Genomic DNA, 25,961 nt, shown 5'->3' with positions numbered 1-25,961 from the left:
ATGCACAGTGCACCGGCCCCGCGGAGACAGCAGTCGGGAACCTGCGCCTCCAGCTCTGCGGGGCCGGCGCACCCTCGACGGCCCCCGGCCGGAGCGGCGCCGCGCCCCTGCTGAAGGCCCTCCACCTCCCGTACCCGCCGGGATCCTGCCGGCTCACACCCCGGATGCCGCATCCTCCTGGCTCGCCGTCCTGCGGGGGCTCTGCTTGTCCAGTGCGAACACCGTGCCGGTCTGGGCGTACATGTCGCACTGGTTGGCGAACGTCTTTCGGTACTGCACCGGGCGCCCGTTCCATCGACCACGTGCCTGAGCCGTGATGCGGGTGTAGTCCAGGTCGCACGGGATGTCCTGCTGGGGGAGGGGACGGAGGTCACGGATGCGGCCGTCGGCGGCGGTGAGCTGCGCGCACGCTTCAGCCGCCCGGGGATGGTGCTGCTGTGAGGCGGGAGGGCATTGGAGCAGCACGCCCCGGGTGCTGGAGGTGTGGTCGTCACCGGCGGTGGTGGTCAGTTGTAGCCAGTTACCGGGAGGGTCGGCTTGCGCGGGGAGGGGAGACAGCGCGGTAGCGAGTGTGAGGGCGGCCAGGGCGAGAGGCAGCCGGTGCGCGGTCTTCGCGGCAGGAATGCAATGTGTCATGTCTTCGGCGTCGGCAGGAAGCCGCCGGCCCATGAGCCCGCTCATCCGAACGTGCCGCCGACCGCGCAGGCGAGCGATCCGGCGGCGGCCGCCCGCCAGCATGCGACGGGTGTCCGGCTCCGAGGGAATCCGCTAATCACCCTCAGCTCTGCATGGGAGGGAACCGCCTATGAATAGAGATGAAGACAGAAAATGACGTCCACGGGAAAATGGTTGCGACAGGGCGCGGGATCGTAGCCCGTTGAAGCCCCAGGTGCGGGTGTGTGGCGGTCACACACACCCCGGCCAGTCCTTGAGGATCAGAAACGTACAAGCGGGCCGTAGAGATCCTTGATGCAGCTATTGGAGAAGGTTCGAGCCTCATCGATCCGCTGTCCCCGCCATACGCCTTGCAATGTGACGGTGACCGGACGGTAGATGAAGGTGCAGGCCCGCCCAGAAGCGGGCGTGAGAGCGCTGAGACCGCCCTGTGACGACTGCAGCGCGTCGCACGCCGCCGCCGGTGCGGGGTGTGTTCCCGCAGGGGCGTAGGCGCAGGTGAGAGTGACAGCACGTTCGGGCACTGCCGTCTCCACCGACTCACCCTGGCCGACGGTCAGTACCAGGGCCGACGGCGCATACCGTGGGAAGGCAGTCTCGGGGGCGGCGGCTGCGGGAGTCGGCCCCCATGCGAGGGCGGCGGCGACGACCGAGGCCGCCACGAGGACTTGGGCAGTTGCGCCCTTTCCGGTAATCAAGGTTCCTCCTTTGGTCCATGGAGCGGGCGTCGGACTGTGCACGCTGAGTGCCGCAGAAGAGAAGACCGTCCGCGCCTGGCACAGTTGCCCGTCCATCATTTTTCTTGCAATCACCCGTCCTCATAGTGTGAAGAACGCCGCGGGAGAAAGGCAGTATGGAACTCGCCAAGGGTGGGAGACGATACCGCTGCAGCGGTATTCCGCAGATCCTTCGGGGTCAGATTTCGCCAACAAAGTCCGGCTGTTCACGTTGGCAGCCCCTGTCAGCGACCCATGAGGGCGTCGTTTCCGAGGGCGTCGCGCAGGTCCTGCAACCCGGTGACGAGGGCCAGACCGGTCTGGTTGACGGGGGAGAGGCGGTCGATGATGGCGCGGCTGCGGACGGTGTCCTCCGCATTGATGCGCTCCATGATCTGGGCCAAGGTCGACTTCAGCCGGGTCTGGTGTTGCAGATGGTGGTGGTCGACCGCGTCGATCAGGAGCCGGCCCTGGCTCTGGGTGACGCTGTCGAATGCGCTCCGGGCCTGTTTCACCTGTTCGTCGATCATGTCCTTGCGCTCCTGGCGCGCTCGTTGGATCTTGGACTCGCGGTCCTTGAGGACATCGGTGACTTTGGCGATGGCGATGGCGGTGAGGACGGCGGCTCCCGCCGGGACGGCGATGGTCGCGAGACTGAGGCTGGTGGTGAGCCACACGGCGCCGGCGGCGATGGGGCTGGCGACCCCGAGGGTGTTCGCCGCGGCCTGCACTACCCCGTAGGCCGTCAGGGGTTGGCGGCCGTCGGTGCGCATGGGGAAGTGACTCGTGTCCAGTGGTTCGGGAGAGACCAGTTGGGCCCCGGTGTCCACGCCGAGATCCGCCCGGATCAACTGCCGGGCGGTTGCGTCGAGCGCCTGCAGTTCGCCGGCCCACAAGGTGGCCGGACCCGTGGGTGACGTCATCCACTGGCTGAACAACTGGACCTGCAACACTTCGACCTCGTTGGCGTGCTCCGCGCTCAGGCTGCCGCGGTCGATCAAGGGGTCGAGTTGCTGGTGCAGTTCGTCGGCCAAACCGTTGAACGGCGCCCGCGCCGTGCGGATCCTGCGTTGCAGCTCGCGCCCGAGTTCGGTGCGGATACGGTCCAAGGAGCGCTCCGCGCCCCTGATGCGGTGGCGCAGGCTCTCCTGTTGGGCCTCCAGGTCCTCCACGGCCAGCTGGTGGGTGTCGAGCATGTCGGCGAGCTGGCGCTGGCGGCGGCGCACCAGCCAGCGCGCCTCGTCGGCGACCTGGCGCAGGTGCGCGTGTCCGGCGCCGGACTCCATCAGGCTGCGCAGGTGATCGCGCAGGGTTTCCATGCCGCTGAGCCGTGCGAGGGTGCCACCGTCGTCGCCCTGGGCGTTCTTGAACTCGGCCTCGGCTTCCCAGGCGGCTGAGACGGGCAGGAACCCCTCCCCGATGAACTGTCCGCCCGGGGCGCCGAAATGTGTACGGAGGTAGGCGTTGTTCGTGGTCAGCACGCTCTTCCAGGCTGCCTGACCCTGCTCGCGCTGGGTCGCCAGGTCGATTCCCGTCAGGACCCACAACACCTTTTTGTTCGCATTGCTCTGCATGTGGTGGGCGTACAGGTCCCGGATGAGCTGCAACTCGTTCGCGGTGAGGGCTGAGGTCGCGTGACTCACGTAGATGAAGCAGTCGGCTTTGGCCCACGCTTCTCGCATGATGATCTCGTGTTCTTCGATCGGTGACTCCGAGCCCGGCAGGTCGAAGAGCTTGACCGGCAGGCGGGCATGGGAGATGAGTACCTCGATCGACTCCACGCGGCGGTTGATGTGCTCCCGGCGCCGGTTGGTGACATCGCCGTCCACCGCCCCGTACGCGCTGACCACCGCGGGCGGCAGGTCCGTACCGATGTCTTCCGTCGTGCCACCGGTGAACCGCACACGCAGCAGTGCCCGGCCCGGGACGTGGTCGTGGTCGTGGTCGTGGGAATCGTCTGCCACCGGGATGACGGTGCAGGGGCATGCTGTGGTCGGGCGTGCGGAGGAGGGAAGGACGCCCAGGAACTCCGCCGAGGGCATACCGTCCTCGTCGGTGATCGGGATGTACTCCAGGCCGCCCTGCAAGCCGCTGATCAGGAAGCTCTTTCCCGAGGACTGCCGCCCGAGCAGGGCCACGTTGAGCATGGACGACAGAACGCGCGTACGGAGGGCTTCCAGCCGTGCGGCATCGTCGGTCAGTCCGGCGGCATCGGCGAGGAGATCGCGCACCCCTTCCTCGTCGGACAACCAGCGCTCGCAACGGCTCAACAGGTGCTTCAGTTCGTCCCGGGCTTCCTCGACGGGCATCATGCTGCACTTCTACCGCAGGACGCCGCCGCGCATCTGCGAAACCAGTCAATGCAGCACTATCCGGCCGGGGTGGCGATACGGATCTGACGGTCGTGGGCTCTCTGAACGACGGCGACGGCGACGGGACGGCACGGGTCTCGGGCGGATGGTCGTGCGCTGCTCGACCTCCGGCGGCGAGGCTCGGGAGCGGGCGTGACGTCCACCTCGTGGGTGTTCACTCCCGAGGTGTGGCAACGACTGACACGCGTCTGTCTGGGCAGGACCACACACATGCTGCAAGTTTGCCTGAACGGTGCCAGAGTCCGTGCCGAATGCGCTCATCTTCCCGTGACCCCGAGGGAGCTGGCGTCGGCGGCCCAAGCGGCCGTGGCCGCCGGTGCGCAGGACATCCACCTCCATCCCAAGAACCGCGACGGCGAGGACACGTTGGACCCTGCCACCGTCACCGCGGTCCTCACGGCCGTGCGAGCTGCCGTTCCCGGGATCCCCGTCGGCGTCACCACAGGAGCATGGACCGCACCGGACCCCGCGGAGCGGGCCTCACAAGTGCGATCCTGGACCGTGCTCCCGGACCACGCCTCCGTGAACTGGCACGAGGAGGGGGCCGCCACGGTCGCCACCGCCCTGCTGGAGCGCGGCATCGGTATCGAAGCGGGTATCTACTCGGGGACGCAAGCAGCACAGCGCTTCCTCAGCTGGCCAGACTCCCACCGTGCCCTGCGCATCCTGGCCGAGATCACAGACACCAGTCCGCGAACGGCGGTCGGCGCGGCAGGTGAACTTCTCGAAGAACTCAGCTCCGCCACAAAGGCACCGCTCCTTCTGCACGGCGAAGACCATGCCGCCTGGGCCGTTTTGCAGCTCGCCGCGTCCCTGCAGTTGGACACACGGATCGGTCTGGAGGACGTACTGCACCTACCGGACGGTACGACCGCCGCAACCAACGCCGACCTGGTTCACGCCGCACGCAGCATCCTTCGGTAGGTGTTCCTGGCCTTGACCGGCGCCTCCGGCGCCGCGCCACTGTGGCGGCGCAGGGTGCCCAAGGTGACCTGGGGGCGACGGGGGACGGATCCACCTGGAAACGGATCGACAGACTCTCCGTGGTACGCGGTACCGTGCACCGATGGCAGCCATCAAAAAGTTCCAAGTCACCTTTGACTGCGCAGAGCCTGAGCGTCTCGCTCGTTTCTGGTGTGAGGTGTTGGGGTACGTCGTACCGCCGCCACCGGCAGGGTTTGCCACGTGGGAGGACTTCAAGCGTTCGCAGCCGCCTGAGGAGCGGGATTCGTGGTTTGCCTGCATTGACCCCTCGGGAGAGGGCCCTCGGTTGTACTTCCAGCGAGTCCCCGAAGGCAAGGCAGCCAAGAACCGGGTGCATCTGGATGTGCGGGTCGGTACGGGACTCGTGGGTGAAGAGCGCCTTGCCGCACTTGAGGCCGAATGTGCACGACTGGTGCCACTTGGCGCGGTACATGTGCAAACGCTGTACGACGGCACCGACTCGTGCATCCCGATGCTGGACATCGAAGGCAACGAGTTCTGTATCGACTGACCGTGCGCTCATGTGCGGCGCGCTGCGAGCACCTGGTCGGTTCGTACACGATCAGCCGTGCGGATGCCATGCGCCAGCTGCTGTTCTCCCCACCGCCGCCACGGGCGGCCGACCGGCTCGTCCCAGGCTGGGTGTTGGGTTCCCCGGTGGGGTCAGGGTGATTCGGCGGGGACGGGCGAAAGCCGGTAGGCGTCCCCCTCGGTTATGACGCGGCCGGCGGTGGGGGGTGCGAAGTGAGTACCGAGCAGAAGGGTGTTGGTGTCCGCCAGGGAGTCGAGCAGTTTGCGGCGCGAGGTCTCCGACTGGGCCGGATCGATGTCGACGCAAGCACTGATCGTGGGCTGGGCGAGCTGGACCGGGTGGTGGATGCAATCGCCGGTGATGAGTGCCGTCTCGCCCCCGCTGGTCAGTTCGACGGCGATGTGACCGGGGGTGTGGCCGGGCGTGGGGATCAGGCGTAGGCCCGGCACGATCTCGACGCCCCCTCCCGGAGCGTCGACGAGGTCGAGCAGTCCGGCTTCCTCGACCGGGAACACGGAGTCACGGAACATCTGCTGACGCGGCTCCTCCATGTCGTACGTGGCCCAGAACTCCCGCTCTATGCGGGAGGTGAGGTAACGGGCGTTGGAGAAGGTGGGCACCCACTTGCCGTTCGCCTCCCGGGTGTTCCAGCCCACGTGGTCGGCGTGCAGGTGTGTGAGGATCACCAGGTCGACCGAGTCCGGAGAGTAACCGGCGGTGGCAAGGCATGTGAGGAAGTCCGTCCGCAGGTCGTGCCAGGCGGGGTTGGCGCGTTCCTTGCCGTTGCCGATACCGGTGTCGACCAGGACGCGCAGCCCGCCCACGGCGAACGCGAAGCTGTGGCTGTCGAGGTGCAGGGTGCCGTCGTGGTCGGCGAAGCCGGGGCGCAGCCAGTCGTGTGGAGAGATCACGTCCGGGGTGGCGCCGGGCAACAGCCAGGGTCCGGTGGCCGCCGGCAGCGGGGTCTCGTCGATGCGGTGGACGGTGATGTCGCCCACGGTCCAAGAGGGAGCGGCGGGGGAGGGCGGGGTTTGCATGGTCTCTTCTCTCCTTCACGCTAAACGCAACTCATTTGCTTTAGGTGACTGTAGGTTCTACCGTCACCTAAAGCAAACCCTTAGCTTTTGCTGTGTTGCGGGCTTCCCGTCACCCCGACCGATCAGGAGGCAGATCCGTTGTCCGCCGATGAACTCACTCCGCCGCAGGCGGCTCACTGGGCCGCTCGCACCGGATTCCCGTTGCCCGCCGACCGCCACGACGTGGTCGCGGCCACCGTCAACCACATCCATTCCGTCGTCGCGGTCCTGCGAGAGCTCGACTTCGGCGAGACCCCGCCCGCCTTCGCCTACCGCGCGGGAGAGGAGAAGTGCTGTGCAGCCGTTCGAACTGTCGCTGACCGCAGCCGCTGACGCGATCCGGGCACGGCAACTGTCCCCCGTCGAACTGGTGGACTCTGTCCTGGACCGCATCGAGATGGTGGAACCGCACCTCCATGCCTACGCCACCGTCACCGCTGAGCGGGCCCGGCGAGAAGCGCGCGCTGCCGCGAAGGATGCCGCGGCCGGTCGCCTCCGGAGTCCACTGCACGGCATCCCCATGGGGCTGAAGGACTTGATTGACGTGGCCGGTGTGGCAACGTCAGCCAGCTCCAGGGTTCGCGCGGGCCACCGCGCGGAGGCCGACAGCACCGTCGCCGCACGCCTGTCGTCAGCCGGTGCGGTGATGTTGGGCAAGGCCCACACCCATGAGTTCGCGTACGGTCTGATCACCCCGCAGACCAACAACGCCTGGAATCGCGACCGGGTCGCGGGCGGCTCCAGCGGCGGTTCCGCCGTAGCCGTCGCCGCGGGCGCCGCGACCTTCAGTGTGGGCACCGATACCGGCGGATCCATCCGCGTACCTGCCGCGCTCAATGGGGCCGTCGGCCTCAAGCCGACCTACGGCCTCGTCCCCCGCACGGGCATCACGCCGTTGTCCTGGTCGCTGGACCACGTCGGCCCGATCACCCGGACCGTGGCGGACGCGGCCCTGGTCCTGCCCGTCCTCGCCGGTCACGACCCCCGCGATCCCGCCTCGCTGGTCGCGCCCCAGGCGGACTACCTGCCGGGTGCGGGTGCGGGTGCGGGTGCGGGTGCGGACCTGGCCGGGCTGTGCGTCGGCGTGCCGCGCAACTACTACTTCGACCACGTCGACGCAGAGGTGGAAGCCGCCGTGCGGCGTGCCATCGAACAGTTGCAGACCCTCGGCGCGCGGCTCATCGAGGTGGAGATTCCGATGACGCGCTACATCCAGCCCACCCAGTGGGGCCTGATGGTGCCGGAGGCCACCGCCTACCACGAGCGGACCCTGCGTACGGTTCCCGAGCTCTACCAGGCGGACGTGCGCATCCTCCTTGAGGCCGGTCACCTCATGCCCGCCGGAGATTACTTGCGCGCCCAGCGCGCCCGCACCCTCATGCGGCAAGCCTGGGCCCGCCTGCTGGAGGAGGTCGACGTCATCGCGGCCCCCACGGTCCCGGCCACCGCGGCGGCGGCCGGCCAGGAGCTGATCACCTGGCCCGACGGCACAGTCGAGAGCGTCTCCGACGCTTACGTACGCCTCTCGTCCCCGGCCAACATCACCGGCGTACCGTCCCTGTCCATCCCGGTCGGCACCGATGCGGCGGGCATGCCGGTAGGCATGCAACTGCTCGGCCGCCCCTTCGAAGAAAGCGTGCTGCTGAGGGTCGGTCACTCCTACGAGCAGACCCAACCGGCCCGTGAACTGGCGCCGGTGGCCTGGGAAGGAGGGTAGGCCTGGCGAGCGATCCGCCAGCCCCGCCCTCCGGCTGGGGCCGGTCCCGCTCGCGGCCGCATTTTTACGACGGGCCCGGGGGCCCAGCCCTCGCCAACCGCACCGCCGCCGAGGAATGCGACGGCGGCCTCACGTGACGGGAACGGTGTCGGCCACGAGTCGAGCCATCCGCCGATCTCGGCCCGCACATCCGGGTTCGGTCCGCCGAGGCCGGCTTCGACCAGGACGAGCGCGCGCGGGAGGTGGGGGTGTGCGGCGGCCGTGAGCATGGCGGTGCGGCCGCCCAGGGGCTGCCCCACCTGAACGGGAAGGTGCGGGTCGAGCTGTTCGAGGACGGCGACGACATCGGCGACGTACGCGGCACGGCCCACCTCACGCGGGAGGCGCTCGCTGGAGCCGTGGCCGCGCTGGTCGACGGCGACGACCCGGTAGCGGGGGTTCAGGGCCCGGGCGAGGGCGTCCCATTCGCCCGCATGGCCCGGCGAGTCCGTGCAAGAGGGCGACGGGCGGCCCTGAACCGCCCCGGTCGCGGCAGGACAGGCGCACCCGTCGCGTTCCACTGTGCGTTCGGACCAGGTCATCACGCGCCCTCTTTCTCGTTCTGGAAGATACCGCCACCGAGCGAGATGCCTGCTGGGACCTGCGGCCACCCTCTCATCGTCGGTTCACACACCTCACGGTGAGCAACGATGGCCGTACCTGGCCCCGCACCGGTCCCCGCACCCACCCTGACCAGCAAGATCACGATCTACAGCTGAAGCAGCAGACGCAATATGTTTGCTTTAGGCTGGTGTCATGAGTCGCCAGATGGCGCGCCCCGGCGGGCGCAGCGCCCGAGTGCAGGCGTCGGTGCACGCCGCCGTCCGCGAACTCACCGCGGAGGTGGGTCGGGACGCCCTGACCGTACCGATGATCGCCCAGCGCGCGGGCGTAACGCCGTCGACCATCTACCGTCGTTGGGGAGATCTACAGGAACTGATGTCGGACGTGGCGGTCGAGCGTCTGCGCCCCGACACCGCGCCCAGGGACCTCGGCGACCTGGCCTCCGACCTGACCGCCTGGGCCGAGCAGTTCTTCGACGAGATGGCTTCCCCCGCAGGCCGCGCCTACATCCGCGACGCCCTGCTCGGCGACCCGGACGGCAGCAACGCCGGCCGGTGCTCCGCGTACGCCGCCGAGCAGATCGACGTCATCCTCGCCCGCGCAGCCGAACGCGACGAGAACCCACCCGACACCGAAACGGTCATGGACCACGTCGTCGCCCCCCTGATGTACCGCATCCTCTTCCGCCCGGACGGGCTGGATGCCGCCTACGCCCGCCGACTCGTGGCAACCGTCGTGACCCCGTCACTCATGGACCCACCGGGCGTTACCGCGGAGTGGTGTCGTCGGGCTTGAACGGGCTTCCGTGGCCAGGCACGATCAGGTCCGCGACGGTCAGGACGCGGAGCCGGGAGGCGCGCAGCACCTCGCGGTCCGGGGCCACCGGGTCGTCTTCAGGGCCCTGGGAGTGCCACCACAGGTCGCCGGCGAAGGCCACTGTGCCCGCGTCCGTGCCCGCCAGCAGGGTGATGTCCTCGGGGCTGTGCCCCGGCGTACGGATCAGGCGCAGTGAGGGAGTGAGTTCGTAGCCCTCCGCGTCGCGGTTCTTCCACTGGTCATTCAGGTACTCCACCTTGTGGTCGTGGACCCGGGCGTGAGGGAAGAGGCCCACGTTCATGGTGTTGTCCGGGTGGTGGTGGCTGAGCACCACGTCGGTGATGTCCTCGGGGCCGAGCCCCAGCTTTGCGAGGGGGGCGAGGATGTGGTCCCGGCTTGCCACCATGCCCGGGTCGAAGATCACGTGGCGTCCCGCGTCGGCGACGTAGGAGACGGTCGCGGCGACCCCGGGGCCGGTGGAGCCCACATAGCCGGTGGTCAGGACCTGGTACACGGCGCTGCGGCCGAGCGGTGTGTCTGTCATGTCCTCAATCCTTGTGGGTGGGACGGCCATTCAACGAGTGGCAAAGGTGCCCCCTACCGCAGGATTTCTGCCACCCATATGCCAGACTCCGTCCATGCCGCCTTTCACGACCGTCGCCGCGTACGTCCCTCCAGGCGTCGGCATGCTTGCTGTCGGCATCGTCACCGAGGTGTTCGGCCCCCATGGAACGGGCCTGCCAGGGTTCGACTTCGCACTGTGCGCGGACCGGCCGGGGCCGGTGCCCACGGACCACGGCGTACCGCTCTCGATCGCGCACGGGCTCGACCGACTGGCCGACGCCGACCTGCTCATCGCCCTGCCCGGAACCGAATTTCGCACCACACCCGACCGTGCCGTGCTCGACGCGCTGAGGGCCGCACACGGGCGCGGCTCGGTCGTCGCGGCGCACTGCGTCGGGACGTTCGCGCTCGCCGCCGCCGGGCTGCTCAACGGCCGGCGGGCGACCACCCACTGGCGGTTCGCCGAGCTGCTCGCCGGCCGCCACCCGGAGGTCACCGTGGACCCCGACGCGCTCTACATCGATGAGGGGGACATCGTCACGGGCGCGGGAGCGGCCGCCGGGTTTGACCTCTGCCTGCACCTGCTGAGACGGGAGCACGGCGCCGCGCTGGCCAACACCGTCGCCCGGGACGTGGTGTTGCCCTCACACCGCGACGGGGGACAGGCCCAGTACCTCGCCGCGCCCGTCCCCTCGGACGGCCAGGACGAACGGCTCGCGGCGGTCCTCGCCTGGGCCCGCGAGCACCTTGACGCGCCGCAGCCCGTCACGGAACTGGCCCGCCGCGCCATGATGAGCAAACGCACCTTCGCCCGCCGCTTCACCGCCGCGACAGGCACCACCCCGCACGCCTGGCTGCGTCACCTCCGGCTGAGCCGGGCCGAAGAACTCCTGGAAACCACTGACCTCGCCATTGAGGAGATCGCCCGCCAAGTCGGCTACGGCAGTGCGGCCGTACTGCGCGAACAGTTCGTACGACGCCGGGGAGTCCCACCCCAGGTGTACCGGCGCTCCTTCACCAGCCTTTCGTAGCGCACCGGGAAAGCGGGGGGCCTACGGGGCCCCTGCCCGGTAGGAGGCACCGGCCACTCTTCGCAGCATGGTTGGCGCGGCGATCACCACAGGATCGGCCATGTTTCTAGACCGTTGGCCGCCTGCCGTGGCAAGAAGATGTGGTGGCCGATCGTCATCGCCTCGGCTCCCACGGCCGCTGTGGCCCGCTGGGCGACGGCAACTTCCTGCTCGCGGCCGTCGGCTTCACCGCGTACTGCCTGGTGCACGACTTCGCCGCGTTCCTCGCGGTCGCCTGCGCCATCGCGGTCCTGGAGACCTCGGCGGGCGCGCTCCGGGCGTCGCTCACCGGCACGCTGTGGGCGAGGGGGAGCGGGTCGGGGTGAGCGCGCAGATGCGTAACCTGTTCAGCCTGGGCTTCCTCGGCGGCGCCGCGCCGGCCGGAGCCGCCATCGCGCCCGGCACCTCGACCGGGGCGCGCGCACCCCGGCGGGAGCGGCACGTATGCTGCGGTGGGCGGGGTGGGCCCTGGGGGCCCTGCCTGGTCTTCCCGGTGAACGGGGGCATGGCGCGCTCCTGGACAGGGCGGCCCTGCCGGGCGGCGCGCTGGTGCTCGTCCTGGGCGAGCTGTACCAGGCCCCGACGAGTTGGGGCCTGTCCTTCGGGCTCGCCCCGGCGGGTCGGCAGGGGGAGCACCAGGCGGTGTTCTCCCTGGGGCGCGGGCTCCAGCAGTCCGCCGGGCGGTGGCTGATGACCTCCCTGGTCGTCGGCCTCCCGGGCGCTCCGGCGTCCGGGAACACCCGGTAGGGGCGGCGGCGACCGGCTGGCTGGTCCTCGCGGCGTTCTCCGCCCTGCTCGGGCTCGCCGCGCCGCCGTTGGTGCGCGGCCTGGAGAGGGCCCGCGCACGGACGGAACCGGAGTCGCGCCGGTCTGAGCGGACTGGCCGACGCCCCCGGATTACCTGTGTCACACCCGTACGACCGAAACAAGTGAGCGAGCACCATGACCCTCCAGCGACGACACGACCCGGACGAGCGCGGCTTCGCCAGCGACAACTACGCGGGCGCGCACCCCGAAGTCCTTGCGGCGATCGCCCTGGCCAACGGCGGCCACCAGGCCAGCTACGGCGCCGACGTCTACACCGAGCGCCTCCAGGAAGTGATACGCGGCCACTTCGGCCCCACCGCGCACGCATACCCGGTCTTCAACGGCACCGGCGCGAACGTGTTCGCGCTCCAGGCCATGCTCGACCGCTGGGAGGCCGTGGTCTGCGCCGAGTCCGCCCACATCAACGTCGACGAGGGTGGGGCGCCCGAGAAGGTCGCCGGAATCAAGCTCCTGACGGTGCCCACGTGGGACGGCAAGCTCACCCCCGAGCTGATCGACCGTCAGGCATGGGGTTTCGAGGACGAGCACCGGGCCCGGCCCAAGGTCGTCTCTATCGCCCAGTCCACCGAGCTCGGCACCTGCTACACGCCGGACGAGATCCGTGCGATCTGTGACCACGCACACGACCTCGGCATGCTCGTCTACCTGGACGGCGCCCGGCTGGCCAACGCCGCCGCGACCCTCGGCGTATCCCTGCGCGAGATGACCACCGACGCCGGGGTGGACGTCCTCTCGTTCGGCGGCACCAAGAACGGGCTGCTCTTCGGCGAGGCGGTGATCGTGCTCAACGAGGACGCGGTGCGCGGCATGGCCCACCTTCGCAAGACGAGCATGCAGCTCGGCTCCAAGATGCGTTTCATGTCGGTGCAGTTCGAGGCACTGCTCGGCGGCGACCTCTGGCTGCGCTCGGCGGCCCGCTCCAACGCGATGACCCAGCGGCTGTACGAGGCGGTGCGCGAACTGCCGGGCCTGGAGATTGCCCGCCCCGTGCAGGCCAACCAGATCTTCGCCGTGCTCCCGCCGGCCGTCACCGAGCGCCTGCAGAAGCGTTTCCGCTTCTATACGTGGGACGAGCAGGCCGGTGAGGTCCGCTGGATGACCTCCTTCGACACCACCGAGGACGACGTGGACGCGTTCGCGGCGGCGATCGCGGAGGAGCTGGCGGCGGAGCGTGGCGAAGGGCCGGCGGGCGCGCTGACCACTGCCGAGCGCGCGGAACTGGTGGAACTGCGCCGTAGGGTCCGCGAGATGGAAGAGACGCTCCAAGCGCTGGGGAAAGGGCCTGACTTGTCAGCGAGCCGTACGACGAAGTAGTGGGCGGCGGAGGCCCGGCAGGTCGGGGGAGTGCCCTGGCCTCCGGGCAGGCGAAGCACGAGGGGGTCCTCGATTTGAGGTCCTGCTGCTCGGCAGGACCCTCGGTGATTACGTGAGGCGGCTGCTTCGCCGCTGCCGCTGTCTCTACCGCTGCCAGCGACGCTGACGTACGACCGAGGGGCAGCCTCAAAGAGACCGCCGCTCATACCCAGGGCCTTGACCCACTGGTCCAGGCCCGGCCCGCTTGCTGGTGCGAGCTACGCCACGGACGGAAACGTCCCACGTCCCACTCGCCCCCGGAACCGGCAAGCCGACCCATTGCACCAACGCCGCTGAGAGCCCGTATGGACTGGCCAGCTCTGGAGTTGCTGGAGCACGGATCTGTCCGGTCCTGCGTGGTCGTAGACTCATGACGTGGCATTCATGAGCGTTCCGCACTGCTGCTTCCTGTGATCGGAAGCTGTTGAGGGCGATGCCGGACGGCGTCGCCCTCCTCGGTGTGCCTGCTGCGTGAGCCACCCTCCCGGCGTTGCCCGTCTTTCTGAGGCAGTGACGGTCTGAGCGCACGTGCGGGCACGGTCTCTTCCCTTCACCTTGCCAGGAGTGCCTTGTGCCCGTGTCGCTTCCCCCTGCCCTCGAAATGTCCCTCGACCTGCTGCGTTGCCCCACGTGCAGTACGCGCCGCCTGCATCCCGACCGCAACGCACTGCGCTGCCCGCTGGGCCATACCTTCGACATCGCCCGGCACGGCTATGCCAGTCTGCTGACCGGCACGCGCGCCATCAGCGGCGACGACACCGCCATGGTCCAGGCCCGGGAACGATTCCTGGCCACCGGCGCCTACGCGCCCATCCGCGACGTCGCGGCGCGCCTGACCACCGACACCGTGTCCGAGCAGGCCACGGTGCTGGATGTGGGATGTGGCACCGGCTACTACCTGGCCGGTGTACTCGACCAGCTACCCGGCTCCCGCGGTCTGGGTATGGACACGTCGGTGCGTGCGCTGCGCTCGGCGGCCCGCGCCCACGACCGAGCCGCCGCAGCGGCCTGGGACGCCTTCCGTCCCTTCCCGCTGGCCGACGAGGCGGTCGATGTCGTGCTGAACGTGTTCGCCCCGCGCAACCCGGCCGAGTTCCACCGAGTGCTGCGCCCGACCGGCCGGTTGATCGTGATCCGTCCCACCGGGCGCCATCTGGCCGAGCTGCGCGACCGGTTGCCTGCGATGGTCACGGTCGACCCGGCCAAGGAGCGGCGCCTGCACCGTTCCCTGGACCCATTCTTCGAGGCCGCCGTCACCGAAGAGGTGGAGTATCGCGTGGTGTTGACCAGGGTGGATGCCCTGGACTTGATAGGGATGACACCGAGTGCGCGCCATGTGAGCCGTGCAGATCTGAACAAGGACGGATTCCTGCCCGATGATGTCACCGTCTCCGTGCTGGCCACCGCCTACCAGCCTCGCTAGCCACGAACGGACGCATGCACCTGCCTACCGACAAACCGTGGGCGAGCCTTGTGCCTTGTCTTGCCCTGGGTAGCTCAGCGTCCACCGCGCTCAGCGGCCCTGCGGAATCGGCATGCTGCTGCCTATTCCGCAGGGCGTCGGATCATTGCCATCCGGTGACAGCAACTGCGTGGCACTCCCGGTGGCCGCGGGGTGGGGTGGGTGGGTCATGTGCCAGTACAGGGACTTCCCACGGTCCATCGATCCGCCACGGCCGGGTTCAGACGGGGGTGTGATGGTCTCCGCCACGGTCAGGCTGGGCCCTTCGTGGGCGGCTCGTCTGAGTCCATTCCGCGAACCACCAGGCGCCGGTGACCACGGTTGCCCACAGCAGTCCGCCGCGCAGCGCCGCCCGCCACGGCGCGTCCTCGCCCCACCTCTCGACCCCCGTCAACACCACCCAGCTCACCAGGAGAACAACAACTGTACGTACACGCCGGTGCCTGAACATGTGCCTCGCCTACCCCCGAAGCGCTCCCCAAACGGAGGCCTTGAGGAGCCGGCCGCTTGGCCTGACGGCTGGGGGTAGGTCCTACGGTCGTCACACGCTGTCAGCCATGCCGTGGCCGACAGCATCCGGCCCGACCCTCACACGCGCGAAATGTCGGTCAGCACCACCTGGCGCATGGCGGTTGTGACCACGCCGCCTACGAGCCAAGCAGGGGCTGGCCAGGCTGTGCCGAATCGACGTCCCCGACCTGGGCGTACTTCGGGCCAGGTTCTGCTATTTGGAAGGGTGAGCGCATGGAGGTGGCTCTAGACACGAAGGGTGGGTGGGCCCGGTTCGAGGCGCCGTTCGAAGTCAGTCAGGCAGCGCTACGGTCAGATCCACCTCGACGAGCTGTCCGGGAAAGCCCAGTTGCGCGACGCCCAAGAGGGTGCTGGCGGTGGTGAACGCAGGACCCAGGGCGGACTGGGTGAGCCGACGCCATGCGGCCGAGAGCACGCCCCTCTCGTCGCTCCGCACGTAGATCACTGAACGCACCACGTGGTCCGGCTCAGCGCTCGCCGCTGCCAGGGCAGTGAGCGCGTTCGCCACCACCTGGTCGACCTGACCTTCGAGGGAACCGGCACCGACGAGGTCACCGTTCCGATCAAGCGGGCACTGTCCCGACAGATAGGCCGTACGGCCTGCCTCTACCACGGTGATGTGGTGGTAGCCGGGCGTCTCGTGCAGCTGCTCGGGGTTGATGCGGGTAATTTTCTCCATCATGTCCGTGAGTCTGCCTGGCGCGGTGTCCGCAGGCACCGGATTTCTCTGAAGCGGCCGTCGTGACCGGTGGTGCAGCTCGATAGCACGCTCCGTCGCCGATCGTGGCCCACACCGCATCATTGGCTCGCCGCCAACCTCCACCTGACGTACAACCTCGACGGCCCCGACCGGTACACCTATGTCTCGGCATTCCCTCGGCCTTCATACGGCAGCCGTACGGCAGCGGGATAGGTTCGCCGCCATGGACGAAATGGACTTGCTCAAACGCTCCAGCGGTCCCGTGACCCGAAACCGGATATGCCGTGACCTGGCGGCGCTCGGCCTTGAAGACGGCGACGTTGTCATGTTTCACACTCGGATGTCCGCCATCGGCTACGTGGCCGGCGGACCGCAGATCATCATCGAAGCCCTCCACGATGTCGTCGGAACGCAGGGGACCCTCATGGTGACCTGCGGCTGGAACGACGCACCCCCCTATGACTTCGTCACCTGGCCACAGGAGTGGCAGGTGCCCTGCGCGCGGAACAGCCCGCTTACGACCCGGCCCTCAGCGAGGCCGACCACAACAACGGCCGTCTTCCAGAAGCGCTGCGACGCTGGCCCGGAGCTGTCCGCAGTCGTCATCCGGATGTCAGCTTCGCAGCCCTGGGAGCGGCAGCAACCGAGCTGATGGCCGACCACCCCTGGGACGATCCGCATGGCTCCGACAGCCCCCTGGCACGGCTGGCCGCCTGCGGCGGACGGGTCCTGCTGCTCGGTGCTCCCCTGGACACCGTGACGCTGTTGCACCACGCCGAGGCGCTCGCCAAGGCTCCCGGCAAACGGTTCGTGGACTATGAACAGCCCATCCTCGTTCGGGGTCAACGCGTCTGGCGCCGCTTCCACGACATCGACTCGGAAGACGGAGCTTTCGATCACTCGGCCGTGGTGCCCGAAGGGAAAGAACCCTTCGAAGTCATCGCCCAAGACATGCTCGCGGCGGGGATCGGTCGACAGGGCAGAGTCGGCGCCGCCACCAGCCATCTGTTCGAGGCCGTGGCAGTCATCGACTTCGCCACCACCTGGATCGAGAGCAAACTGAGCAGGTAAGCGCGCAGCAGAGGCATCCGCCCGCCTCGGGCCCGGAGCGACGAAGAGACACAGGAATGTTCGGCTCGTCGGTCCCCATAGGGGGAGGGCGGCCAAGGAAGTGGAGCTTCACTGGACGCCCGATGGAGTCCGTGCGCTACGGGTGCACAAAGGTCCAGGCCTGTGCCAGCATCCCTTTGCCGTCGGACAACCGACCGCCTGACGGGCTCCGGCATGCCCGGGGCTCCCTCAGCAGGTGATTGTCTTCAAGGAACTGGGGGAGCGGCGTGCGTTTGCGTCATGCTGCCATTTCGGTGTTATCGCTCTTTCTCGTGGTCGCTTCGGCGGATGCCGCAGTGTCGGCGCCCGCCGAGCGGCCTCCGGTCGCGCCGGACACGGCCCGAGGGGCACGGGACGCCCAAGCCGGTTTGGTAGGACAGGAGTTGACGGGGGGCCAGTACATCCCCGCACGGGCACGGGTCTTCGACAACGTCGAGGTCGAGGCGGGTGGCTCCGCCACCGTGAAGGTCGCCGGGGTGTCCTCGCTGCCGGCCTCGGGTCTCGACTCCATCGCGGTCAACGTGTCCGCGAAGGGCAACAGCGACAGCGGCTCACTCGTGCTCTACCCGTCGGGCGAGGGTGAGCCCGACTCGGTCGCCCTCAGCTACGACAGAGCGCACTACGGTTCGTCGATGCTCGTGGCCAAGGTCGGTGCGGACGGCCAGGTGAAGGTCGTCAACCAGGGTACGGCCACTGCCCGTGTCTACTTGGACGTGCTGGGCTACACACTGCGCCAGGCCAATGGCCAGGGAGCGGCGTACGTGGCCCTGGACCCCCAGCGCGTACTGGCGCCCACCAGTGTGGGCGGCGGCGGCAACTTCGAGCTCCAGCCGCTGGGCAAGGCGGGCGTGCCCGCCACGGGCGTGCAGTCCGTGGCGCTGGCGGTCACCGCCAAGAGCACCAACAACACCGGCACCGTCCGGGTGTACCCCTCCGGGGAAGCCTGGCCCGCCGACGCCACCATCGACTACCTCAAGGACGTCCCCCAGCAGAACTTCGTCATCGCGAAGGTCGGCAGCGGCGGCAAGGTGAACATCCACAACCTCGGCTGGGGCGGTGTCGACGTGACGGCCGACGTGGTCGGCTACTTCACCACCGACTCCACCACCGCGCGACGCGCGGTCCTGCGGTCCATCGCGCCCACGCGCATCGCCGAGAAGCTGGTGATCCCCGCGGGCGGCGACAAGACGGTCGACCCGCGCGGCCTGGGTGGCGTGCCGGTCCTCAACACCACCGCGGTCGGCCTGAGCGTCACGGCGTTCGGCTCCGGTGAGGGCTCCGTGCAGATCCACCCCGGCGGCACCGCGGTCCCCGTCGGTCCGGCCATCGGTTACGCCCCCGATACCGAGGCCAGCGGCTTCACGCTGGCCCGGCTGGGCGCCGACGGCAAGGTCGCCCTCCACAACTCCGGGACCAGCCCGGTGACCGTATGGGCCGACGTGTTCTCGTACACGGAATCGGTCCAGCGGGTCTTTCCTGCGCCTGCCTCGGCGGGCGAGGCCATCGAGAACCTCACCGGTACCGCCGACCTGAGCACCGAGGCGAACGCCGACACCGAGAACATCGCGACCACCACGCGCACGGACGACTCCGGCACCACCACCGTGAAGGTGGCCCGCGACCCGCAGCAGGGCGTCACCGTCACCAGCGACGCCGGGACCACCAACCTCAAGCTCCCCGCGGTCGGCAGTGCCACCCGTACCCCGGCGGGCACCGTCGTGTACGCGGGGGCCACGCCCCACTACTCCGTCGGTGTCCAGCCCACCACGGACGGCGGCTTCCGCACCTTCGCCCACCTCGCCGACGCGAGCGCACCCACCAGCTACTCCTTCCCGATGACGCTGCCCGACGGCGCGCACCTGGCCATCGACGAACTCGACGGCAGCGCTCTGATCGTCAAGGAGCACACCACGAGCACCGAGGACGCCGTGCTCATCGAGGAGGTCACCCGTATCCAGAAGCCGTGGGCCAAGGACGCCACCGGGCGCAGCTGGCCCACCAGCTACACCGTGGACGGCAACACGCTGAGGCTCGCCATCGACCTCACGCCGGCCACCGACACCGGGGGCAACACCGTCACCCCCGCCTATCCCGTGGTCGCGGACCCGTGGGTGAAGCGGAACTGCGGGATCATCACTTGCTCCTGGTACTTCAGCAAGTCCGCCACCCGCTGGATCAAGTCCAAGTTCGACAACTACGGCTGGACCGTCGCCACGGCCTCCGGCGTGATCTGCGGCAACCTCCCGCACCCCATCGCCAAGGGGGCCTGCTCGATCGCCGTCGCGTACTACTACAACAGTGCCTTCAACAACACCCGTTCCGCCTACAACCGGGGCGGCTGCCTGGTCGTCCGCGTCAACGTCTTCTTCGGCGCGACACCGGCCACCGCGTGGCGGACCGTCCGCTTCGACAACGTCCCGCTGAGCAACCGCTACTGCTACATCCAGTGAGGCCGTCCGCGGTCCGGGCGTGCCCGGGAGACCGCGGCGGCCGGTGAGCCGGTGGCTCGGACCCATAGCGGGTGCCCGGGCCACCGGCACTTCATGGACGCGAGTCCGTGCTGTGGTGCTCGCGGTCAGGCGTGCCACGTTTGGTGGAGTGCCCCAGCGGTTGAGGCCACCTTCCCAGCGCCCCCATTGCTCTACCGCGAGCTGGGGCGTGAAACGTCCTCACACCCCCATCTTTGGACGTGAGGAGTTGCTCTGCTCCGTGTGAAGCGTGAGCGCAGGTGTTCAGGCCACTGGCCGGATCGGGTCGCCGGTCCGGTGGCAGAGTGCGGCTTCGAGCCGGTCACGGGCCTGGGTCTGCGCGGCGATGCGTTCGTTGAGTACGTTCAGCCGCTCCCGCGCAACCCGCAGCCCCTTGTCCGACGGCGGTGCGCCGGCCACGTCGCCGTCCAGACACGGCAGGAACACCTGGATGTCGTCCAGGGTGAGCCCGGCATTCAGCAGGTAGCGGATGTTGCGTACCCGCACCGCCGCCCCCTCGTCGTAGACACGGTAGCCATTGGGGGCCCGCTCGGAAAAGAGCAGCCCTGCCTGCTCGTAGTGCCGCAGCGCACGAGCGGTCGTCCCGGTCGCTCGCGCCAGCTCGCCGATCTGCACCCCTGTCACCTCCCGGCATACTCCTATCACGCCACGACCGCCCCACCGTCGACCGGGAGCACCACGCCCGTGACGAACGAGGCCGCTGGTGCGGCAAGTTGGGTGATCGCCCACGCCACCTCCTCGGGGCGGCCGATCCGGCCCAGCGGCGTATGGGTCAGCTGCCACTGCCGCACCGCGGCCATCCGCTCCCGTGTCAGGCCCTGATGTTCGCCGATGGGGGTGTCGATCGCACCGGGGGCGACAGCCACCACCCGGATGCCGCGGGGCGCCAGCTCGACCGCCCAACTGCGGGTCAGCAGTTCGACGGCGGTCTTGGTCGCGGCATAGACCGAGCTGCCCGGCCAGGCCCGCTGCCCCACCGACGTACTGACATTGACGATGACCCCACGCGAGACCTCCAGGAGCGGCAGTGCGGCCTGGGCCAGCAGGATGGGGGCGAGGAGGTTGGTCGCGAGCTGAGTCGTGATGGTCTCCGGCGTCAGCGTGCCGAGGGCGCCGCTGCGTACGATGCCGGCGTTGTTGACCAGCACGTCCAGTCGGCCGTGCGCCTCCAGGACGGCTTGGACGATCCGTTCGGGTCCGTCCTCGGCGGTGATGTCGGCGGCCAGCGGTGTGATCCGATCACGCCCGGCGGCGGTCTCCTCAAGCGGTTCGGTACGCCGTCCGATCGCGATCACCTGGGCACCGTCGGCGGCGAAGGCGCGGGCGGTGGCCCGGCCGATCCCGGTGCCCGCCCCGGTGATGGCGACAACCCTGCTGCTCTGCGATGTGGTGCTGTTCATGGCGGTCATCGTCCAACCCTGCCGCCAGTGGCAAGGTCAAGGAGCGGGGCGTCGGGCGCGCAGTCTGCTGTGGTCGCGTACCGCCGACGTGGTCGAGTGGCGGCGGGTGCGGCTGGGAGCTCTTGTGACCGAAGTGGTTCCCTCCTACGCGGTGCCCAGGACGACCGGCAGGCAGTGGACGCCGTAAATGGACATGGTGTCGCGCATCTGGATCTTCTCCGCCGGCTGTGCGAGCCGGAGGCCGGGGAAACGCCGGAACAGTTCCTTGAGGCCGATGTGCATCTCCAGACGCGCGAGCTGCTGGCCGGTGCACTGGTGGATGCCGAAGCCGAAGCCCAACTGCCCCTGGGCCGCGGGATTGGCGATGTCGAGGGTGTCCGGGTCGGGGAAGCGGGCGGCGTCGCGGTTGGCCGCGACCAGGGACACCGTCACGGCCTCACCGGCCTTGATCACCTCTCCGGCCAGCTCGATGTCCTCCAGGGCGGCCCGGGTGGGGCCCGCGTGGATGATGGTCTGGTGCCGCATGAGCTCTTCCACGGCCTGTTCGGCGAGCGAGGGGTCGGCCAGGAGCCGGGCCAGCTGGTCGGGGTGTTCGAGGAGGGTGAAGACGCCGAGGGAGAGCATGTTGGCGGTCGTCTCGTGACCGGCGACGAGCAGTGTGATCCCCATGAAGGTCACTTCGTCGTCGGTGAGATCGCAGCCCGTGAGGTAACTGAGCAGATCGTCGGCGGGGGCGGTGCGCTTGCTGAGGACCAGTCGGCGCAGACGGTCGTACAGGGAGCCCCAGGCGAGGCTGGAGGCGCCGACTTCCGCCGTCAGGTCGAACAGAGTCGCACTGTCCCTCTGGAAGCTCTCGTGGTCCTCGTACGGGACGCCGAGGAGATCGCAGATGACCCGTGAGGGCAGCGGCAGCGCGAACGTCCCGACCAGGTCGACGGGCGTCCCCTGAACGGCCATGTGGTCCAGCAACTGGCCCACGGTCTCGGTGATGCGGGGTTCCAGTTCCCGCATGCGCCGTACGTTGAAGTACGGGGCCAGCAGTCGCCGGTAGCGGGTGTGGTCGGGCGGGTCCATCCGGCTGAACATCCCCGGCGGGGTGCGGGACGCCTTCGCCTCGGCGCGGGGCAGGGGGATGGGGTAGTGGCGCAGGTCGTTGCGGTTGCTGAAGCGCAGGTCGCCCAGTACGGCCTTGGCCAGGTCGTAACTGGTCACCAGCCAGCCCTCGTGGCCGTCCGGATAGGTCATCCGGCTCAGCGGGCGCTGCTCCCGCAGCCGGGCGAGTTCGGTGGGGGGCGCGAACGGGGACTCGCGTTCCAGCGGGAGCCCGCGCGGCCGAGCCGGTGTCTCCGTCATGTCTTCCACCGTCCTTGGGATCTGAGCGGGTCGCCCGGGGCGGTGCGGTGTCGGTGCGGCTCAGCACGGCGGGCGACCTGCGGCAGGGGTGTTCGGCGTCTTGAGGGCTTCGGGGCTGCCCTACGGCTCGGTGACCTCCACCCCGAGCCTCTCCCCGTTGCTCCGGCGCTGGGTGCAGACCTCCTCGCGCAGGGACTCCATCTGCCGCAGGGCGTCCTTGCGCTGCCGCTTGTCGAGCCGGTCCAGATACAGGCGGCCGTTGAGGTGGTCGGTCTCGTGCTCCAGGCACCGTGCGAAGTACCCGGTGCCCTGGATGACCAGCGGGTTGCCGTCGATGTCCGAGCCGGACACGACGACGCGCTCGGGGCGCAGCACGTTCGCGCGGGCGCCGGGCACCGAGAGGCAGCCCTCGACCTCGTCCAGCAAGCGGCGGCCGCCGGGCGTCTCCTCGGAGATGACCGGGTTCACGAGGTGGCCGACGTGCCGCAGCCCGTTGTCGTCGGGGCAGTCGTAGACGAACAGCCGCAGATCGACACCGACTTGGTTGGCCGCCAGACCGGCGCCTTCGGCGATGTACATCGTGGTGAACATGTCGTCGACGAGGGTGCGCAGTTCATCGGTGCCGAATTCCTGAACGGTGCGGCAGGGTTTGCTCAGGACCTCTTCGCCCACCACGGTGATACGCCGGTATTTTCCGCGCTTCGATTCGGGGGCGAGGTCGGGATACGCGTCTACCGGAGTTCCCTGGAGCCGGACCCTGCGGTCCGTGGCGGAGGTTGCCTCTGTGGACACCGTTCATCACCTTTCCTCGCGGCGGCACGGGTATTTCGCGCGGTCGAACCGGGCCAAGCCTATCGTCTGCGTCCGAGGTCGCGGGGGTCCCGGCCGCGATTGCGCCACCCGGGCCGCCTGTTCCGCCAGGGCGCCTGCTCCGACCGTACGGGGTGGCGCGACGGTACACGCCGGGCCCGGCCGGACAAGGTGGCCCGTGGCCCTCCGGATCGAGTACCTGTCCCTCACAAACATGGACGAGGTGATGGGAGCCCGCGCCAACTGGACGTGCGCGCAAGGGAGATGGGACGACCTTCGTGGACAACCCCGGGGGCGGTCTGCGAAGCTGGCACCTCGTTGGGCCCTTCCGGCCCCGCCAGCAGGAGTGACGCGTCCAACAGATGCCCCTTGGGAAGGTTGCGTTCCGTGCCGATATCCGATTCTGCCGTCGCCGCCGTCAGTGAGACCGTTACCAGGGTCATCTCCGAGGTGCTCAAACAACCGGTCGCCCTGACGGACAATCTGCTGGAGCTTGGCGTCGACTCGCTCGTCGGTACCCGTATCGTCGTCAATCTCCGCTCCGAACTCGGCGCCGACGTCCCTCTTCTCCTGCTTTTCGAGAACCCGGTGCTCTCCGACTTCGTGGACGTGGTGACGGAACTCGTGGACGACCAGCAGAGCTGACCGCCCCTCTATCGTCACGACAGGGGAGACGAGATGTGGGGGAGCAGCACTGCCGCGCCGCTGACGATGGCCCAGGAGTCGATCTGGCTGGAGCAGCTCCGGCACCCCGATCGGCTCAACGCGGGGTTCTTCTTCGTCACCATCAGTGGCGCCGTGGAGGCCGAGAGCGTGGCGGCGGCCTGTGCCGCCGTCTGCCGTCGCCATCCGGAGCTCCGCGGCACGGTCGTGGACCGGGACCAGCGCTACTGGTTCCAGATCAACGACATCGGTGACGTCTTCGAGTTCGAGTCGGCCGACCTGCCGTGCCCGGCGCTCGCCGAGCAGGAGGCCGTGCGTGCCTGGTACCTCGCCCGGCGTCCGCTGGAATGGGACCTGACGTCCCGGGCCCCGATCCGGTTCGTCCTGCTCGATCACGGCGGGGAGCGGCGGACACTGGTCGTCGTCGTCCACCACATCGCGTTCGACGGCCGGTCCAAGTTCGTCTTCGCCCGGCACTTCAGCCAGGCCCTGTGCGAAGTACGGGAACACGGCGGCCGGGCCGCCCCGGACCGGGAGCCCACCACGCCGCTCGCCGACGCGGACGGCCCGGACGAGGCGACGCTCGCGGCAGCCACACGGTACTGGCAGGACCGTGATCTGCCGGCCTTCCCCAGCCTGGTGCTGCCCCGGCCGGACCAGACGCCCCCGGCACCGGGAATCGCCGCTACACCGCGGTTCGAGCTGCCTGACGCGTTGTTCGACCGGCTCGGCGCGGTCACGGCCAAGGCGGGCACCTCCTTCTTCTCCGGGCTGCTCGCCGCGACAGCGGCCCATCTCGGGCACTACGGCAACGACCGCATGGCGCTGTGCATCCCGGCCGACACCAGTACCCGGGCCACCCGCGAGCGCATCGCCATGCAGGTCAGCATGGTTCCGTGCACGATCACCCTGGAGCCGGGCGCCACCTTCCGGGACGTGGTCGCGGACGCGGGGCGGGCGCTCTCCGACGTCGACCGGTTCCGGCGCGTCCCCTTCCACCTGCTGATGCGCGAACTGCGCAAAAGCTACGGAATGGATGTCGGCGCGGGCGTCTTCGACCGGCTCGGCGTGTCCTATCCACGGGTCGCCGCCGATGTCGGACGGGTGCCGGGCCTGCGTCTGGAGTGGGAGTTCTTCGCGCCGAACTCCTCGCAGTCCTTCCAGACCACGCTTCAGCTCCGCAAGACCCAGAACGCCGTCTTCGGACGCCTGGACTACACGGTCCCCGTCTTCGACGCCGAGACCGCCCAGGGGTTCATCGACGACTGGCGCCGGACCCTGGAGCGGGTGCTCGCCGACCCGGACGCACCGGTCGTACGGCGTGCGGTCGCCGGACCCGGGTTCCAGGCGTCCGGCCAGGCCGTGCCGGTGCCGGTGCCGGGGAACGGCACGGCGGTGGTGGCGGTGGAGCGGTTCCTGCCCACCGAGGACAGACACGGCTACGTGAAGGCGGGGGGCCGGGTGGTGCTGGTGCTGCGCCACGCCCGGGCGGGAACGGTCGCCTGGGGCGTGTGGCGGCCGGATTCCGCGACCTTTGACTCCGCCCTGCTCCTGGACCACATCGCGCCGCGGTGGCGTCCCGTCGTCGTCGCGCACGACGGCCGCGAGCTGCCCGTACGTACCCCGGGCCGACTCGTCCTCCGCCCGGCCGACGGGGGAGCCGATCTGGCGACCGGTATCCGGGCCCGCACAGACGGACAGGGACGTCTGTGTTATCTGGGGTCCGCCGATCAGGCCGCCGACTTCGGCGGGCGGCTCCTCGAAGGCGGACAGGCCGAGCGCCGGATCGCCGCGCTGCCAGGGGTGCGGGACGTCGCCGTCGTACCGGGGGAGGACCCCGGCCATCCGACACCGGGCGTCCTCCTCGTCCCCGTGACCCCTCCCGACTCCGAGGCCGTACGCAAGTGGCGCCGGCAGGTGCTGCGGGTGTGGCCCCCGGAATCACCCCGGCCCACGCACGTCGCGTTCGCCGAGGAGCTGCCACGGGACGGGGCGGGGAGGCTGGACCTCGCACAAGTCCGTGCGCTCTGCCGTGACACGGCCAAGGCACCGGCCCGGCCCCCGGCCCCTGGTGCTCCGTCCGTCCACTGAACCCTCCGGCCGGGCTCCGTGCCCCCTCGCTCTTCCTCCAGGAGTC

At 69.3% G+C, this 25,961-nt stretch carries 24 protein-coding genes and 2 pseudogenes; 14 read left to right on the top strand and 12 right to left on the bottom strand.

Annotated features, from left to right (window positions below; all coding sequences use genetic code 11):
* Positions 1-153: 153 nt before the first annotated feature.
* From ACZ4MU_RS18720 to ACZ4MU_RS18710, 3 genes are all read right to left on the bottom strand, one after another.
* A complete protein-coding gene (locus tag ACZ4MU_RS18720) occupies positions 154-636 on the bottom strand; it encodes an SSI family serine proteinase inhibitor (protein WP_467877513.1) in 483 nt (160 codons plus the stop codon).
* 299 nt (positions 637-935) lie between these two features.
* Positions 936-1,373 carry a subtilase-type protease inhibitor gene (locus ACZ4MU_RS18715; protein ID WP_467877511.1) on the bottom strand — a complete coding sequence of 146 codons (438 nt, stop codon included), beginning with the start codon at positions 1,371-1,373 and terminating at the stop codon, positions 936-938.
* Between the two features lie 263 nt (positions 1,374-1,636).
* A complete protein-coding gene (locus ACZ4MU_RS18710; protein ID WP_467877508.1) occupies positions 1,637-3,703 on the bottom strand; it encodes a hypothetical protein in 2,067 nt (688 codons plus the stop codon).
* A 270-nt stretch (positions 3,704-3,973) separates the two neighbouring features.
* Here ACZ4MU_RS18710 and ACZ4MU_RS18705 point away from each other — a divergent pair, with 270 nt between their 5' ends.
* Together ACZ4MU_RS18705 and ACZ4MU_RS18700 are read left to right on the top strand one after the other, a co-directional pair.
* On the top strand, positions 3,974-4,687 hold the full coding sequence (locus ACZ4MU_RS18705) for a 3-keto-5-aminohexanoate cleavage protein (RefSeq protein WP_467877956.1): 714 nt from the start codon (positions 3,974-3,976) through the stop codon (positions 4,685-4,687).
* Between the two features lie 142 nt (positions 4,688-4,829).
* Positions 4,830-5,258, top strand: a complete 429-nt coding sequence (locus tag ACZ4MU_RS18700; RefSeq protein WP_467877505.1) for a VOC family protein — start codon at positions 4,830-4,832, stop codon at positions 5,256-5,258.
* Between the two features lie 152 nt (positions 5,259-5,410).
* On the opposite strand, the gene ACZ4MU_RS18695 is transcribed toward ACZ4MU_RS18700, so the two are convergent.
* Entirely contained in the window at positions 5,411-6,316 is a 906-nt protein-coding gene (locus ACZ4MU_RS18695) for an MBL fold metallo-hydrolase (RefSeq protein WP_467877502.1), read from the bottom strand.
* Positions 6,317-6,454: 138 nt separating this feature from the next.
* On the opposite strand from ACZ4MU_RS18695, the gene ACZ4MU_RS18690 reads away from it, so the two are divergent.
* Positions 6,455-6,688, top strand: coding sequence for a hypothetical protein (locus ACZ4MU_RS18690; protein WP_467877500.1), 234 nt, complete (start codon positions 6,455-6,457; stop codon positions 6,686-6,688).
* Positions 6,651-8,072: an amidase gene (locus tag ACZ4MU_RS18685; RefSeq protein ID WP_467877497.1), complete on the top strand. Its 1,422-nt coding sequence runs from the start codon at positions 6,651-6,653 to the stop codon at positions 8,070-8,072. Before ACZ4MU_RS18690 ends, ACZ4MU_RS18685 begins: the two co-directional genes overlap by 38 nt.
* 50 nt (positions 8,073-8,122) lie before the next feature.
* Here the strand turns inward: ACZ4MU_RS18685 and ACZ4MU_RS18680 are convergent.
* A pseudogene (locus ACZ4MU_RS18680) lies at positions 8,123-8,653 on the bottom strand (alpha/beta fold hydrolase); the annotation flags it as partial.
* Positions 8,654-8,867: 214 nt separating this feature from the next.
* Here ACZ4MU_RS18680 and ACZ4MU_RS18675 point away from each other — a divergent pair.
* On the top strand, positions 8,868-9,470 hold the full coding sequence (locus ACZ4MU_RS18675; RefSeq protein ID WP_467877495.1) for a TetR/AcrR family transcriptional regulator: 603 nt from the start codon (positions 8,868-8,870) through the stop codon (positions 9,468-9,470).
* On the opposite strand, the gene ACZ4MU_RS18670 is transcribed toward ACZ4MU_RS18675, so the two are convergent.
* Positions 9,442-10,035 (bottom strand): MBL fold metallo-hydrolase, encoded by a 594-nt coding sequence (locus ACZ4MU_RS18670; protein WP_467877492.1) that lies wholly within the window; start codon positions 10,033-10,035, stop codon positions 9,442-9,444. The two genes, ACZ4MU_RS18675 and ACZ4MU_RS18670, sit on opposite strands and share 29 nt — an antisense overlap.
* Positions 10,036-10,129: 94 nt before the next feature.
* Here ACZ4MU_RS18670 and ACZ4MU_RS18665 point away from each other — a divergent pair, with 94 nt between their 5' ends.
* Entirely contained in the window at positions 10,130-11,086 is a 957-nt protein-coding gene (locus ACZ4MU_RS18665; protein ID WP_467877488.1) for a GlxA family transcriptional regulator, read from the top strand.
* Positions 11,087-11,169: 83 nt separating this feature from the next.
* On the opposite strand, the gene ACZ4MU_RS18660 is transcribed toward ACZ4MU_RS18665, so the two are convergent.
* Positions 11,170-11,259: a hypothetical protein gene (locus tag ACZ4MU_RS18660; protein WP_467877485.1), complete on the bottom strand. Its 90-nt coding sequence runs from the start codon at positions 11,257-11,259 to the stop codon at positions 11,170-11,172.
* Here ACZ4MU_RS18660 and ACZ4MU_RS18655 point away from each other — a divergent pair.
* The 4 genes from ACZ4MU_RS18655 (at position 11,230) to ACZ4MU_RS18640 (ending at position 14,729) form a co-directional block, all read left to right on the top strand.
* Positions 11,230-11,451 carry a hypothetical protein gene (locus ACZ4MU_RS18655; protein ID WP_467877483.1) on the top strand — a complete coding sequence of 74 codons (222 nt, stop codon included), beginning with the start codon at positions 11,230-11,232 and terminating at the stop codon, positions 11,449-11,451. The genes ACZ4MU_RS18660 and ACZ4MU_RS18655 overlap by 30 nt on opposite strands.
* Positions 11,452-11,569: 118 nt before the next feature.
* Positions 11,570-11,872, top strand: coding sequence for a hypothetical protein (locus tag ACZ4MU_RS18650; RefSeq protein WP_467877480.1), 303 nt, complete (start codon positions 11,570-11,572; stop codon positions 11,870-11,872).
* Positions 11,873-12,067: 195 nt separating this feature from the next.
* Positions 12,068-13,267, top strand: a complete 1,200-nt coding sequence (locus ACZ4MU_RS18645; RefSeq protein ID WP_467877477.1) for a threonine aldolase family protein — start codon at positions 12,068-12,070, stop codon at positions 13,265-13,267.
* 610 nt (positions 13,268-13,877) lie between these two features.
* A complete protein-coding gene (locus ACZ4MU_RS18640) occupies positions 13,878-14,729 on the top strand; it encodes a methyltransferase domain-containing protein (RefSeq protein ID WP_467877474.1) in 852 nt (283 codons plus the stop codon).
* A gap of 841 nt (positions 14,730-15,570) precedes the next feature.
* Here the strand turns inward: ACZ4MU_RS18640 and ACZ4MU_RS18635 are convergent.
* A complete protein-coding gene (locus ACZ4MU_RS18635; protein ID WP_467877472.1) occupies positions 15,571-15,981 on the bottom strand; it encodes a RidA family protein in 411 nt (136 codons plus the stop codon).
* Between the two features lie 178 nt (positions 15,982-16,159).
* Here ACZ4MU_RS18635 and aac(3) point away from each other — a divergent pair.
* Together aac(3) and ACZ4MU_RS18625 are read left to right on the top strand one after the other, a co-directional pair.
* A pseudogene (aac(3), locus tag ACZ4MU_RS18630) lies at positions 16,160-17,070 on the top strand (aminoglycoside 3-N-acetyltransferase).
* A 422-nt stretch (positions 17,071-17,492) separates the two neighbouring features.
* Positions 17,493-19,559, top strand: a complete 2,067-nt coding sequence (locus ACZ4MU_RS18625) for a hypothetical protein (protein ID WP_467877469.1) — start codon at positions 17,493-17,495, stop codon at positions 19,557-19,559.
* Between the two features lie 282 nt (positions 19,560-19,841).
* On the opposite strand, the gene ACZ4MU_RS18620 is transcribed toward ACZ4MU_RS18625, so the two are convergent.
* From ACZ4MU_RS18620 to def, 4 genes are all read right to left on the bottom strand, one after another.
* Positions 19,842-20,213 (bottom strand): MerR family transcriptional regulator, encoded by a 372-nt coding sequence (locus ACZ4MU_RS18620; protein WP_467877467.1) that lies wholly within the window; start codon positions 20,211-20,213, stop codon positions 19,842-19,844.
* Positions 20,214-20,239: 26 nt separating this feature from the next.
* Positions 20,240-21,007 (bottom strand): SDR family NAD(P)-dependent oxidoreductase, encoded by a 768-nt coding sequence (locus ACZ4MU_RS18615; protein ID WP_467877465.1) that lies wholly within the window; start codon positions 21,005-21,007, stop codon positions 20,240-20,242.
* Positions 21,008-21,142: 135 nt separating this feature from the next.
* Positions 21,143-22,351, bottom strand: a complete 1,209-nt coding sequence (locus ACZ4MU_RS18610) for a cytochrome P450 (protein ID WP_467877462.1) — start codon at positions 22,349-22,351, stop codon at positions 21,143-21,145.
* Positions 22,352-22,471: 120 nt separating this feature from the next.
* Positions 22,472-23,143, bottom strand: a complete 672-nt coding sequence (gene def / locus ACZ4MU_RS18605; RefSeq protein ID WP_467877460.1) for a peptide deformylase — start codon at positions 23,141-23,143, stop codon at positions 22,472-22,474.
* A gap of 405 nt (positions 23,144-23,548) precedes the next feature.
* On the opposite strand from def, the gene ACZ4MU_RS18600 reads away from it, so the two are divergent.
* Positions 23,549-23,806: a phosphopantetheine-binding protein gene (locus ACZ4MU_RS18600; protein ID WP_467877457.1), complete on the top strand. Its 258-nt coding sequence runs from the start codon at positions 23,549-23,551 to the stop codon at positions 23,804-23,806.
* A gap of 33 nt (positions 23,807-23,839) precedes the next feature.
* Positions 23,840-25,915 carry a condensation domain-containing protein gene (locus ACZ4MU_RS18595; RefSeq protein ID WP_467877455.1) on the top strand — a complete coding sequence of 692 codons (2,076 nt, stop codon included), beginning with the start codon at positions 23,840-23,842 and terminating at the stop codon, positions 25,913-25,915.
* Positions 25,916-25,961: the final 46 nt, after the last annotated feature.

It is taken from the genome of Streptomyces sp. NPDC026377, from assembly GCF_055567715.1.
The sequence above is the reverse complement of the archived record's forward strand: the minus strand, read 5'-3'. Positions and strand labels throughout refer to the sequence as shown.

Excerpts from the sequence above, each read along its gene's own strand:
- ACZ4MU_RS18700 (WP_467877505.1), top strand. The coding sequence starts at position 4,830 with ATGGCAGCCATCAAAAAGTTCCAAGTCACCTTTGACTGCGCAGAGCCT.
- ACZ4MU_RS18650 (WP_467877480.1), top strand. The coding sequence starts at position 11,570 with ATGCTGCGGTGGGCGGGGTGGGCCCTGGGGGCCCTGCCTGGTCTTCCC.
- ACZ4MU_RS18705 (WP_467877956.1), top strand. The coding sequence starts at position 3,974 with ATGCTGCAAGTTTGCCTGAACGGTGCCAGAGTCCGTGCCGAATGCGCT.
- ACZ4MU_RS18675 (WP_467877495.1), top strand. The coding sequence starts at position 8,868 with ATGAGTCGCCAGATGGCGCGCCCCGGCGGGCGCAGCGCCCGAGTGCAG.
- ACZ4MU_RS18615 (WP_467877465.1), bottom strand. The coding sequence starts at position 21,007 with ATGACCGCCATGAACAGCACCACATCGCAGAGCAGCAGGGTTGTCGCC.
- ACZ4MU_RS18610 (WP_467877462.1), bottom strand. The coding sequence starts at position 22,351 with ATGACGGAGACACCGGCTCGGCCGCGCGGGCTCCCGCTGGAACGCGAG.
- ACZ4MU_RS18670 (WP_467877492.1), bottom strand. The coding sequence starts at position 10,035 with ATGACAGACACACCGCTCGGCCGCAGCGCCGTGTACCAGGTCCTGACC.
- ACZ4MU_RS18695 (WP_467877502.1), bottom strand. The coding sequence starts at position 6,316 with ATGCAAACCCCGCCCTCCCCCGCCGCTCCCTCTTGGACCGTGGGCGAC.
- ACZ4MU_RS18710 (WP_467877508.1), bottom strand. The coding sequence starts at position 3,703 with ATGATGCCCGTCGAGGAAGCCCGGGACGAACTGAAGCACCTGTTGAGC.
- ACZ4MU_RS18720 (WP_467877513.1), bottom strand. The coding sequence starts at position 636 with ATGACACATTGCATTCCTGCCGCGAAGACCGCGCACCGGCTGCCTCTC.
- ACZ4MU_RS18635 (WP_467877472.1), bottom strand. The coding sequence starts at position 15,981 with ATGATGGAGAAAATTACCCGCATCAACCCCGAGCAGCTGCACGAGACG.
- ACZ4MU_RS18645 (WP_467877477.1), top strand. The coding sequence starts at position 12,068 with ATGACCCTCCAGCGACGACACGACCCGGACGAGCGCGGCTTCGCCAGC.
- ACZ4MU_RS18595 (WP_467877455.1), top strand. The coding sequence starts at position 23,840 with ATGTGGGGGAGCAGCACTGCCGCGCCGCTGACGATGGCCCAGGAGTCG.
- ACZ4MU_RS18665 (WP_467877488.1), top strand. The coding sequence starts at position 10,130 with ATGCCGCCTTTCACGACCGTCGCCGCGTACGTCCCTCCAGGCGTCGGC.